Source organism: Paenibacillus sp. FSL R5-0766 (assembly GCF_037971845.1).
Classification (GTDB): Bacteria; Bacillota; Bacilli; order Paenibacillales; family Paenibacillaceae; genus Paenibacillus.
The window spans coordinates 1,563,447-1,576,195 of record NZ_CP150227.1; the positions used below are offsets into that span (position 1 = coordinate 1,563,447).

A 12,749-nucleotide genomic window follows, 5' to 3' on the forward strand; every position below is an offset into this window, starting at 1 on the left:
AAATCCGGGGATAACAGCGATCAAAAGAACGATTCGTAACCGTAACGGCCACACCGCGTCATCCCCAAGATTTTATTGTACGCGAGCCATATAAAAGGAGAGCGATTTCGTTTGAAAAAAAGGGGAACATTTGCATTAATGCTGGCTGCACTCATGTTGGTCATCTCCGCTTGCGGAACAAAAGCTGAAACAAGCAGCCCGGCAAGTGGAGCACCAGCAGAAGCAGCTGCAGCTGAAACAACACAATTGACGTGGTGGCACTCCATGTCTGGCGCAGGGGAGAAAGCCATTAACCAACTCGCTTCCGACTTTAACGCTAGCCATCCGGAAATTCAGGTAAAACCCATCTATCAAGGGAAGTACGATGAAAGTCTGAACAAGCTCAAAGCATCCATGGGCTCAGACAGCGGTCCTGACATTATCCAGGTCTACGAGATCGGTAGCAAGTTCATGATTGATTCAGGCATGATTACGCCAGTACAACAGTTCATCGACAAGGATCAGTTCGACCTGTCCCAACTGGAGCCAAACATCATCCGATACTACACCATCGATGGCAAATTGAACGCGATGCCGTTTAACACATCGAACCCGATTCTGTACTACAACAAGGATATGTTCAAAGCAGCAGGTTTGGACCCGGAGAACCCGCCGAAGACGTATGAAGAGTTTGAACAAGCGGCAAAAGCATTGGCGAAAGATGGTAAGCCAGGTGCATCCATGGCGATCTACGGCTGGTTTATGGAACAGTTCTTCGCAAACCAGAATGCAGATTATGTAAACAATGGAAACGGAAGAACCGAAGCAGCTACAGAGTCTCTGCTGAACTCCGAAGCTGGAGTGAAGACATTAACGTGGTGGAAAAAGATGATCGACGAGAAAACCCTCTCCAATTTGGGGCGTAGCACAGACGATACGACAGCAGCATTTACAGCACAACAAATCGGTATGACCCTCGATTCCACTGCTGGCCTGCGTAAAATCGTAGAAGGTTCAGGTGGGAAGTTTGAACTGGGAACAGGCTTCCTGCCTCGTCCAGCGGATGCCAAAGAAGGCGGCGTTGTGGTGGGTGGAGCAAGCTTGTACATCATGAACAACAAATCGGAAGCACAACAACAAGCGGCATGGGAATTCATAAAGTACTTGGCTACACCAGAGGTGCAAGCGAACTGGAGTGTTGCGACAGGATACTTCCCTATTACGACAGCAGCCTACAATGAGCAAGTATTAAAGGATAATATGGCGAAGTACCCGCAATTCCAGACAGCAGTCGATCAATTGCACGCTTCCGCCGATTCGACAGCAACATCCGGGGCATTAATGGGTGTATTCCCGGAAGCGAGACAACTTGTCGAAGGAGCGATTGAAACGGTCCTGAATGGACAAGGTACACCACAGGAAGCATTGGATGCAGCAGCCAAACAAATTACAGACAAGATTGCGCAATATAACAGTACGGTGAAGAAATAATTGTAGACGCTTTGGATTAAAAACAGATGCGGCGCTTATTAATGATCGTCGCATCTGTTGTAATTTTATGATATCCTCTGAGACCTGAGACGGATTTTTCTTAATGTACAACCTGTTTGAACAAATGATTGCAACGTTGATAACAAGATGAACGTTAACAGGTTATGTCAGATCACAGGCCAAGTAACAAAAGTATGGCTTAAAAGGTTGAGGGATTGTATGTCGAAGTAAAAGATATCTGATAAACTTGTGTCAATAGTTCGGTTTCATATACCACGGATAGGCCTAAAGTCGAGATGACGATTTATGTAAAAAATCCTCCTACTCGCTAACAATCGGCAAAACCTACGAATAATTGCAGGATGTATTCATTCTCCAGACGTGATATAGCTTAGAAAGATTTCGCGAAAATCAGCGGGTATTGTAAAAATTAGTTCTCTATAGGCAAATGAATATAATATGTTTAACGCCCTAGAAACAGCATGCAGACTTCCATCTGCATGCTGTTTTTTTTACTAATTTGTGCCTGTTAATTTTCACCAATTGAAGGTATAGTAGACAGGATTATATTGAAGGAGTGTTGACGACATGCAAGAACAACCCGTTTTAATCGCGCTATTTGCCATAGCGGCAGGAATTTTTAGTTTACTCGGTGGTATCAACAATTGGGATTGGTTTATGAAGAGTTTCAGAGCAGGAATTTTTGTGAAGACTATTGGAAGACAGGGCGCAAGAGTGGTATATGGTATTCTCGGTGTTGTCATGATTGTCATTGGTGTACTACTGTTACTGATCGGATAGATATTGGAAATGAACGAACTCACCAAGTATCATCTACATACGATGTTCATGAGCGAAGGCGAAGTAAGAGGATATGTGAGAAGAGTCAAATGGAAAAAGCGTGTGAATGCTTAAAGTAGCAGTATGCAGTATGACCAGGATAGAATATCAAATCAAATAGCATGCCTGAAAAAATCATAGTCAAAACAAAAGACCACCGAAAAATTTCGGTGGTCTTTTTACCAAATTCAGGTTTATCCATCTCAATCTGGTTTAATTATCTTTTAAGTCTTCAACAGAGTTGATATCCATATACGTTGGAACAACCAGACCTTGCTTGACTCCAGTCATACTGACAGCGATATCTTCGATCTTGTCTCCATATGTTTTCCAGTAGTCTCCATGTGTAAGCGGGAGCCATACGGCTGGAGAAGCATCGATATCACCTGCTGCCAAGCCTGCCCACATGGGGCCAGCTTCAACTTGTAGTGCTTTGACGGTATAACCGAGATCTGTCTCCAGCACATACTTCATCAGGTTGGTACTCGCAATCTCAGAGTCCCATGCAACATAACCGAGACGTAAATTGTCACCTTTAACAGGGGTTAACCCTTTGGTCCACTCTTCAATTTGGTCCGGATGTTTTTCTGCATAAGTCTTGGCAGCTTCTTCAGGCGAAACGCCCTTTTGAATGTCTACCATGATTTCACTCATTTGATCCGCAGTCCAATTAAAACGAGAGAAGAACTCATAGGCAACGGGATGATCTTCTTTGATTCCCTTACGTCCAACCGTGTGAACTTCCTCTGCATCGCCAAAAATCAAGTCGGGGTCGTCCAAATACTTCAGATCATACTGATTGAACATCCAGTGCGGAGTCCAACCCGTAACGATGATTGGTTCTTCATTTTTATAAGCTTTGTCCAGCGATGCAGTCATCGCGGCTCCAGAGCCTTCAATCAGATTCCAGTTAGACAAATCATAATGCTTAATGGCGTTTGCTGTGGCCTTCATCAGACCTGCACCTGGATCAATACCAACGATTTGGTGATTAACCTCTTCACCCACATTAGCACTTGCCGATGGAGTGGAAGAAGCGGCACCTGTCTCCAGATCTGCAATCGAATTGACTTCGGTCATGTAACTAGGAACCACGAGGCCTGTACGTACACCTGTCATATTGGCCCCCAGATCGTCCACCTGGTCTTTGTAACGTTCCCAGTAGTCTGCGTGTGTCAATGGCAGCCAAGCTGCTGGAGAGGCATCTACGTCGCCTGAGGCAACACCCGTCCACATCGGTCCGGCTTCGACTTGCAGAGCGTTAACTTTATAACCCAATTCGTTTTCCATCACATATTTCAGCAAGTTGGTACTTGCGATTTCGGAATCCCAAGCCACATAGCTCAGTTTGAATGCATCACCGTTCACTGGAGTCAGACCTTTGGTCCACTCAGCAATCTGATCGGCATGTTTCTCGGCATAAGCTTTAGCTGCTTCTTCTGCGGATGTGCCACCCTGGATAGCAGTCATCATTTCACCCATTTCATCCGAGGTCCATTGGAAACGGGACAGGAATTCAAACGCAACAGGGTGATCTTCTTTCAGACCTTTACGGGCGATGGTATGAATTTCTTCAGCATCACCGAAAGATTTCTCAGGGTCTTCCAGATATTTCAGATCATACTTGTTGAACATCCAGTGTGGAGTCCAACCTGTAATAATGATTGGATCTTCATTTTTGATCGCTTTGTCCAGTGTGGCCGTCATGGCTGCACCAGATCCTTCAATCAGAGTCCAGTCAGTCAATTTATAGTCTTCGATCGCTTTTGCAGCAGACTTCATGATACCAGCCCCTGGATCGATACCAATAATCTGGTAGCTCACTTCTTGACCTACAGCATTGGCTGCTGAATTGTTGCCACCAGCCGAAGTTGTGCCACCAACGAAGTATTGTGAGAAACCAGCTACAAGCACAAGGAATGTTGCCGCAGCAGTGATCCATGCTTTTTGCTTGGCTGTAATACGTGAGGTCTTTTTGCGACCTGGCATAAACACATTTTGTGTAAAACGGTCCAGAACAATCGCGAGTACAACAACGGCCAGACCGGCTTCGAAACCTTTACCGATTTGTAGTTGTGTTACAGCACGATAGACTTCCGCACCAATACCTTGTGCACCGATCATGGATGCAATAACAACCATGGATAGTGACAACATGATGGTCTGGTTAATACCGGACATCACGGTAGGCAAAGCGAGTGGAAGTTGTACTTTGAACAACTTTTGCATGGAAGTTGAGCCGAATGCATCGGCTGCTTCAACCAATTCACCAGATACCTGTCTGATACCCAGGTGAGTCAGACGAATCGTTGGGGGAATCGCAAATATAACAGACGCGATAACACCTGGAACGACACCTAGACTAAAGAATGTAACCGCAGGCAGCAAGTAGACAAATGCAGGCATTGTCTGCATGAAGTCAAGCAGCGGTGTAATGATACGCGCCGCAGTTTTACTGTATGCAAGCCAGATTCCGACAGGCACACCAAGCAGGATCGAAACCAATCCTGAAGTGATAACCAGACCGAGTGTGTCCATCGATTGGGACCAGTATCCCAAGTTATCTACGAGCAAGAACCCGATAACCGTAAATAGTGTCAGTGGGAGTCGTCCTACGAGGAATGCAAGAACACCCAATATGGCAATGAACAGGAGCGGATGGGGCAGCAAAAACAGCCCGGAGAAATATCCGACAACCGCTTGAATAACGGTGGAAATTACATTAAACAATCCGGATAGCGAGGAGCTCATCCAGTCAACGATGGATTCAATCCACGACGCTAGTGGTATTTTGGGAATCATTCACAAGTTCCTCCTTTACTGCAACTTCACCGCTAAGTGCACCCAGCAGGGCACCGCGGACGATAACACCTTGCAGACGGCCATTCTCACCAACAACAGCGAGAGGCACATGGGCTGAACTTACAATTTCGAACAATTCATGAATCAGGGTCTCAGGCGACACAGTAGGCCCGTCCGTGATCAGAATGTCTTTTAATACTTTGTTTTCACGCATCGCACGAGAAGCGTCTTCTGCTGTAATGACACCAAGCAGCTTCTTCGAACGGTCAATGACAAACAGGTTGGAAACGCCACTTTCGCGCATTAATTCGAGGGCAACGCGAGGTCCGCGGTCAAGCGTGATTGTTTCAGGGCGACGCATTACGTGAGATGCTGTAAGGACCTTGGACAGATCCACGTCTTCGACGAAGCGGGCCACATATGAGTTGGCCGGTTGAATCATGATTTCTTCCGGTGTACCGATCTGCACAACTGCGCCGTCTTTCATGAGGGCAATACGATCGCCGATGCGCAGCGCTTCGTCCAAGTCATGGGTAATGAAAATAATGGTCTTTTTCATTTTATCCTGAAGCTCGATCAACTCATCTTGCATATCACGACGAATCAATGGATCAAGTGCACTGAAGGCTTCATCCATCAGTAGTACTTCCGGGTCATTGGCAAGTGCACGCGCTAAGCCGACACGTTGCTGCATCCCGCCACTGAGTTCATCTGGCATTTTGTCTTCCCAGCCCTTAAGGCCAACCAGCTCAAGTGAGGTTTTTGCCTTCTCCCGGCGTACTTCCTTATCTACTTTTTGTATTTCCAATCCATACTCCACATTATCAAGAACGGTACGGTGCGGGAATAACGCAAACTTCTGGAAGACCATGCTAATCGTTTTCCGGCGCACTTCGCGCAATTGTTCTTTGTTCATCTTGCGTAGATCCTTACCATGGACCAGAATTTCTCCGGATGTTGGTTCAATCAGACGATTGAACATCCGAACCAGTGTGGATTTACCACTACCAGACAGCCCCATAATAACGAAAATTTCGCCTTCCTTAATGTCCATGTTGACCCGGTTGACACCAACCGTTATCTGTTTTTCTTTGGCCAACTTTTCTTTACCCCAACCTTGCTCCAGTAATTGCAGACCTTGCTCGGTTTGGGGTCCAAACAATTTACTTACGTTTCTCACTTCAAGTATGGTCATGTTTTCACCCCTTCTGATGTGTTGTGCACTTCGAACGGCTTTCAGCATCCATAAGCCCATACACTTATGCGCCCAGCCACGAAATCCGGTAGTTGTTGCTTCGCTTCCCGTCTTTCTGGGTAACGAGTTTAATACTAACAATACTTAACCAGTATATCAACCGAATAAACAGTACATAATGTTTGTACAGTAAAAACTGTACAAAGTTTTTCGTCCAAATACTCCGTCATTCTCCTTATTCTGGCTAATAAGGCAGCTTTACATTTGACATTGCTTTTCCTACAATAGAAAATGAGCTGAATTGAAGCTGAATTTTTTGGTTAAAAGATAGTCATAGGCAATTGTAGCCTGGTAAAGTTCCCATTTTCATACATTGGGTGAATGAAAGCCCTCTGGCATATATGATGTCCGGTCGAGAGCTTTCCCATGTAAGCAGGACTTTTAAAGTGTTGCAATGATTTCGCCAAAGACTGTGGAATGTTCAGAATGGAGGTTGCAAGCATGGGCTTGGACCATTTACAAGAGGAACAGCAGGCAACCGTGCTGAAGATTCGTAAACGCGTCATTGAAGCCATTGGACGTAATATGGATCTTTACGGCGTTACGCTGTCAACGGGACACTTATATGGATTGCTATTTTTTGCAGACAAACCAATGACCCTTGACGATATGGGACGGGAAATGGAAATGAGCAAAACGAGTATGAGTACAGGTGTACGAACACTGCTGGATTTGAAAATGGTAAATAAAGTGTGGAGCAAGGGCTCCAGAAAAGACCTATATGAAGTCGAATATGACTGGCATCAGACGTTTACGGATTATTTTGCAATTAAGTGGAGAAAAGCCGTGGAGAGTAACCTTCAGATTCTACGCAAATCAATTGATGAACTGAATCGATTAGTCGAAGATCTGGATGAAGAGGCGGATGCTGAACTTATCCACATCCTGATGGAAGACAAACACAAAGTTTTGCAAGCGGAAGCATATTACAAATGGTTGGATCGGTTGATTGATACCATGGAAGATGAAGAGATATACAAGCTGGTTCCGAAAGAAGAGATTAAGGAACATTCATAATTACATGCAAAGGGCCCTTTCTGTTATAGGAGAGGGCCCTTTGGTCTGTGCAATATCTTACTGATTTATAATGAAGGAACACGATGTAAAAGATAATCTTGCCCATCGTATCAACCTATGTTCACATCTAATGTCCGATCAAACCTGCCTGAGGAAAGACTTCAGACTGCTGAGCAATCTGTTCCAGTTCGTTCAGAATCTGCAACCGGCCAGCCGGGGTCCAGCATAACCGTTGCCAGTTCGAAATATCGTGAACGTTACCATACAATACAGCAGGGGATCGATTCCATGAAGCCGTTTGTTTCATGCGTCGGAACAGCTTTTCATTGGCAGGCTGAAGCGAAGCACGATGGATCAACAGGTAATCTGTGTCCAGCACCGGGATACTATCCGCAACATACTCATTTCTGGAACTTTCGGGAGATACAAGCTCAGCAGGCTGAAGTCCCAATTCAGCATACAACAAGTGATTTAATGGATGCTCGCCAGTCCCTTGCAAGCGAATGAACTGATTCGTAACCTCCATCAGAGCCAATCTGTTTTGTCCGAAATAGGGTTGCAGGTTCAGGCTTGCTTCAAGCTTGCGAAATTCAAGTTCTTTGAAATTCAGCAACGCTTGTTTCTCACGTCCGACCAGTTCGGCGATGCGAACATGGTTCTCTTTCCAGTCATCAGTGGACTCCAAGATGATGGTAGGTGCAATACTTTTCAGGCGATCGTAATAGGGCTTGTGGTAAAAGTCACCGATGATCAAGTCTGGCTTCGCCTGCCGAAGTTGATCGAATTGTCTGGTTAACCGGCGTTCTTGTTCATATTCATCCGCTTCTCGGTCAAACACACCTTCACCTTCCAACACAGCTACCGGACGCAGTCCAAGCGAGGCCAAGTTCTCATGGAATCCCATAATGGATGCCGTAGCTACGCGAAGTTGATCTCTTTTCATATATACGCTGGGAGCAATCCCCAAGGTTTGTTTGAATTTGCGGTTAAAATAATACTCATTGCCATACCCGACAGATACCGCGACGTCTTTGAGGACACAGGATTCCTCTGTCAGCTGTTTTTTGGCTTCGTTTATACGTAAACGATTCAGGTAATCGGTGGGTGACATGCCTTTGGCCTTCTTGAAACTGCGTGAATAGGAGCTAGGTGTCAGTCCAGCGATCTTGGCAAGCTGATCCATGCTAATTCCTTCACTCATGTAACGTCGCATATACATAATACTGCGTTCCAAGGCAGGGTCCACTTTCTCATGATTGGCTTCCAGCCTGTTTTCCGAGAGAAACTGCAGCAGCTCATGCAGCTGGCTATGTATGCTGATAAAGTGATCCGGTTGAAGACCGCGATAGGTTTCATACAGTTGTTCCAAACGTAATACAGCCTGCTGCTCATGACGAACCAGCAACCTGCCTGTCTCCCAATCCAGCGGGAAGGCGGGTGAAGAGGTTATTTTCCATTCACCGCGCACTTGCTGCAAACAAACCGTATCCATGCTTAGTAATATACATTCGGTCATATTCGAGCGTGCAGCGGCCTCAATGGTTGTTCCTGACTTCAGTACAAACAAGCTGCCCGCTTGCGCCGTGTAGACTGTATCATTCAGGACCAGAACACCGTCTCCCTGCAAAATAAGACATAGCATGGGCCGTGACACCGTCTTGCCTTGCACACGGAAATTCTCCCCACGACGCACACGGCACATGGAGGAGAGGAGCGGTAGAGATGAGGTTTCAGCAATGAAGGGAAACTGTTCAGTCATACGGACCATCCTTTTGTCTTATTTTCTTAATGATAACAATTATCATTCTCATATGGAAGATGTTTTTTGAAAAATAGTTTTCGACAACCAAAAAAGGACTACCAGGAGCCATTATGGCTGCAAGGTAATCCTTTTTGTTACGGACAAGTCCGTTGAATGGGCTGTACGCCTGAATCAACATATATGTTAGTACGGTGTCACCAATAGAATATTGTCTAGGAAAACGTCACTCATTACTTTTTTCCCTGTTCCACCCGTTTGCACATGATACAAGCGATACTGATCTTTGGCATTGATGTAGAACAGGCCGGCAACATCATCTCTGATATGGAATGCATCCCATTCGTCACTGGTAAGTTTGGTTACCTTGAGAGCAGTATTGACCGAATAGAGACCGTTGTTGCCCGAGATGTAAGCAGCGGTAGATGTACCATTGGTCAACTGATTCGCCACATACGTTACATTTGTCAGGTTCAGGTTGGCGGACTTGGTCACTTTGTTGCCGGAGACCGTTTTGGCATAAGCCTTTTTGTCTGCATCAATAAGGATAACCTTGTCTGTACCGAGTGCACTTACTTCCCGGACGCTCTTGTTGTGAAGCTGAAGTGTTTTGGCTGAAGTCGTTAACGCAAACGCTTTGCCTTTGGCATAATTGTAATCCTTATTGCTGTCGAGAACGATTCCTTTGTTATACACGTAAAGATTGTTTCCCCAACCACCGGAATATACAGCATTCACATCCAGTTTTGCTTTGGGATTAACCGCAGTTGCTTTGCCAGTGTTGTAGTTCACCTTATACATGACAACAGCATTGGTCGAGTAAAACTCCTCGTAGGGGTCTGTATTTACCATCAGTTGCAGTTCGTTTTTGGATTGATTTGTAAAATAACGTCCTTCGACTGCACCTGCGGCAATCCGCTGCACAGCGCCAGAACCGTTGGACGTTTTGGACACGATCCACGTGTTTCCATTAACCAACGCATTATAGTAGGCACGCCCTTTGGTTACCAGGAGGAATGGGAAGTCGGTATCGGCCTTGTCAGCAATCTTGGTGACAGCTGAAGCGTCACTATTGCCATTCGCGCGATAAATGGTACCTGTAGCATCCAGATAATAGATGAATCCGTTATCCGTATAATAGCTGAGTACATCTGTAGCAAATGTCTCTGCCGCATCGCTGGACCCGTCATTTGGAACCCGAAGCAGTGTTGTGGAAGAAGCCGTCTGCGTGTAGTAGAGATAAGAGCCTGCCGCGTGCAAGTCCACACCTTGGAAATCAATTAATACTTCTGTTGTATTGCTGCCATCCGCGGATACTTTGTACAAAACGCCGTCGGACTCATAATACACTGTGGATTGGCTAAGTGAAGCTGCCTCGGCTGCGGTTCCACCTCCCAATGTCACTGCTGCAATGAGTGTAAATAACAGCAATGTACAGATAGTGCGTTGTAAGTATGTATACCCTGTTTTCATTCGTTCATCGTCCCCTTCGTTCTTCTATATGTATGTCGTTAATTCCTTATGTTATATCGGTAAACTATGGAAGATATGTTAGCTCTCAAACATGAAAAAAAGAAGAGGATGAAATTGAATTTCATAGTCATTCAAACCTGATATTGAATTGCGCATGATGCTGCCAATCCCGTCCCAAAGCGTTCTCCGCCTGACATGATCGTGATAACATTACACTCAACCAGAGCGAGGCCAACGGACAAACCAACGACAGGAGAGAAACGATATGATGAATATAGCAACGATTGGTACAGGGTCCATTGTGGATGCCATTTTATCTGCGATCAATGAACTGGAAGATGTTACGTGTACAGCGATGTACTCCCGGAAGAGAGAAACAGCCCAGGAACTTGCGGGTAAACATGGGGTAAGTACCATCTATACGGACCTGGAATCCCTATTTTCAGATACAAATGTAGATCTAGTATATATTGCTTCACCAAACAGCATGCACTATGAACAGGCCTATCAGGCACTTCAACATGGCAAACATGTTGTCTGCGAAAAACCGTTCACGTCCACGCTTCAGGAAGCAGAAAGGCTGATTGCACTTGCAAAAGAAAAGAATCTGTTGTTGTTTGAAGCCATCTCCAACATTCATCTGCCCAATATTAAAGTCATACAGGAGCAACTACCAAAGCTTGGTCCGATCAAACTCATCCAGTGTAATTACAGTCAATACTCGCGCAAATACAATGATCTGCTTGCAGGGGAAACGCCGAACGTATTCAATCCACAATTCTCTGGTGGAGCGCTGATGGATATCAATATTTATAATCTGCATCTGGTCATGAATCTGTTTGGCAGTCCGAATACCGTATCGTATACCGCGAACCAGCATGCAAACGGCATTGATACGTCAGGTGTTGTGGTTCTCCAGTATCCGGAGTTTATTGCGGAATGTGTAGGTGCCAAAGACACAAACAGTATGAACTTTGTGCTCATTCAGGGTGAGAAAGGTTATCTTCAGGTTGTGGGAGGAGCAAACGGTTGCCGGGAGATCAAGCTTCAGATCGGGAACGAGCTTGCTGAGGCGTATAATGCCCAGAGCCAATCCAATTGGCTGTACTATGAGTGGGAAGCGTTCAGGGACATCCATGGAAATGGGGATTACAAAAGGTGTTACGAACTGCTCGAACACAGCCATTCTGTAATGAGTGTACTTATGAGTGCACGTAAGGATGCCGGGATCGTATTTGCAGCGGACCAGCGTTAATCGTTAATACGTATCGCTAATGCTGCCCATGTATAACATGTCGAAAAGATAGAGTACCGAGACCATCGAAGACATTTTGGACAGCCTTAATTGTTCATTGTATCCGTAAGCCAGTAACGTTTCATCACAATGTCTGGACAGGGTTGAATGGTTGTTGCCCGTGACCGCGATGACTTTCATCTGTTTGTTGCTCAGCACTTTGGCGGCTTCAATCATGGATTGGTTCTCACCTGTGTGTGATATAACAAAAGAGAGCGTCAGGTTATTGGGATTCATCGTGTTCAAATAATGCATGTTCGGACTATTATGAGCAATGGCAGATATGCCGAGTTCATTCCACTTGGCACAAGCCTGTTGAGCCAGATAATAATTCATATCACTGCCATAGACATCAATGCGTACGGATTCTTTGACCCAGTTCGCGATTCGTAACAAAACAGGAGCGTTTAACATCCGGCGGGTATCCTCCAGCGCCTGCTGGTACAGGTAAGGAACCGAGTCGATGGCAGCCAGCACGTTGCCTTGTTCTGCAATTGCATGATCATCCTGCGTCTGCAACGCGGAAGGTATCTGTTGATATTCAAGAGCAAGCTTGAGCTGAAAGTCTGGGTACCCCTTGGTACCCAGCTTTTTGCATAAGCGAACAATGGTGGATGAGCTTGTATAGGTCTGCTGAGCCAGTTCATGGGCTGTAGAATCAAATACAACTTCGGGATTGTTCAGGATATAGTCCACAATATGTTTCTCCTGTGCCGTTAATTGTGAAGCATATTTTAATTTTTGAAGTAGTTTGGATTCCATGCGGTTGTTCCATTCCTCTCTAAAATCATCCCATAACATATATCTCCACATCATAACCCGCGTATATTTATTTCTCA

The 12,749-nt window shown here is 45.4% G+C and carries 9 protein-coding genes; 4 read left to right on the forward strand and 5 right to left on the reverse strand.

Translation table 11 applies throughout. The features are described from left to right. Positions 1-111 precede the first annotated feature (111 nt). Together MKY66_RS06895 and MKY66_RS06900 are read left to right on the forward strand one after the other, a co-directional pair. Positions 112-1,470 carry an ABC transporter substrate-binding protein gene (locus MKY66_RS06895; RefSeq protein ID WP_143760405.1) on the forward strand — a complete coding sequence of 453 codons (1,359 nt, stop codon included), beginning with the start codon at positions 112-114 and terminating at the stop codon, positions 1,468-1,470. 588 nt (positions 1,471-2,058) lie between these two features. After that, positions 2,059-2,271: an immunity 17 family protein gene (locus MKY66_RS06900; RefSeq protein ID WP_076216916.1), complete on the forward strand. Its 213-nt coding sequence runs from the start codon at positions 2,059-2,061 to the stop codon at positions 2,269-2,271. A 252-nt stretch (positions 2,272-2,523) separates the two neighbouring features. Here the strand turns inward: MKY66_RS06900 and MKY66_RS06905 are convergent, their stop codons facing one another. Continuing rightward, a complete protein-coding gene (locus tag MKY66_RS06905; protein ID WP_076216915.1) occupies positions 2,524-5,112 on the reverse strand; it encodes a glycine betaine ABC transporter substrate-binding protein in 2,589 nt (862 codons plus the stop codon). Further along, the gene (locus MKY66_RS06910; RefSeq protein ID WP_076216914.1) at positions 5,078-6,307 is read right to left on the reverse strand and encodes a glycine betaine/L-proline ABC transporter ATP-binding protein; all 1,230 of its coding nucleotides are present in this window, start codon (positions 6,305-6,307) and stop codon (positions 5,078-5,080) included. Before MKY66_RS06910 ends, MKY66_RS06905 begins: the two co-directional genes overlap by 35 nt. Positions 6,308-6,808: 501 nt before the next feature. Between MKY66_RS06910 and MKY66_RS06915 the strand changes: the two genes are divergently transcribed. Beyond that, entirely contained in the window at positions 6,809-7,384 is a 576-nt protein-coding gene (locus MKY66_RS06915; RefSeq protein WP_076216913.1) for a GbsR/MarR family transcriptional regulator, read from the forward strand. A 127-nt stretch (positions 7,385-7,511) separates the two neighbouring features. On the opposite strand, the gene MKY66_RS06920 is transcribed toward MKY66_RS06915, so the two are convergent. Both MKY66_RS06920 and MKY66_RS06925 read right to left on the reverse strand, forming a co-directional pair. After that, positions 7,512-9,143, reverse strand: a complete 1,632-nt coding sequence (locus MKY66_RS06920) for a helix-turn-helix domain-containing protein (RefSeq protein WP_076216912.1) — start codon at positions 9,141-9,143, stop codon at positions 7,512-7,514. A 186-nt stretch (positions 9,144-9,329) separates the two neighbouring features. Continuing rightward, positions 9,330-10,616, reverse strand: a complete 1,287-nt coding sequence (locus MKY66_RS06925) for a hypothetical protein (RefSeq protein ID WP_076216910.1) — start codon at positions 10,614-10,616, stop codon at positions 9,330-9,332. Positions 10,617-10,884: 268 nt separating this feature from the next. On the opposite strand from MKY66_RS06925, the gene MKY66_RS06930 reads away from it, so the two are divergent. After that, positions 10,885-11,871 (forward strand): Gfo/Idh/MocA family oxidoreductase, encoded by a 987-nt coding sequence (locus tag MKY66_RS06930; protein ID WP_076216927.1) that lies wholly within the window; start codon positions 10,885-10,887, stop codon positions 11,869-11,871. Positions 11,872-11,874: 3 nt separating this feature from the next. Here the strand turns inward: MKY66_RS06930 and MKY66_RS06935 are convergent, their stop codons facing one another. Next, the gene (locus MKY66_RS06935) at positions 11,875-12,726 is read right to left on the reverse strand and encodes a MurR/RpiR family transcriptional regulator (protein ID WP_339807080.1); all 852 of its coding nucleotides are present in this window, start codon (positions 12,724-12,726) and stop codon (positions 11,875-11,877) included. Positions 12,727-12,749: the final 23 nt, after the last annotated feature.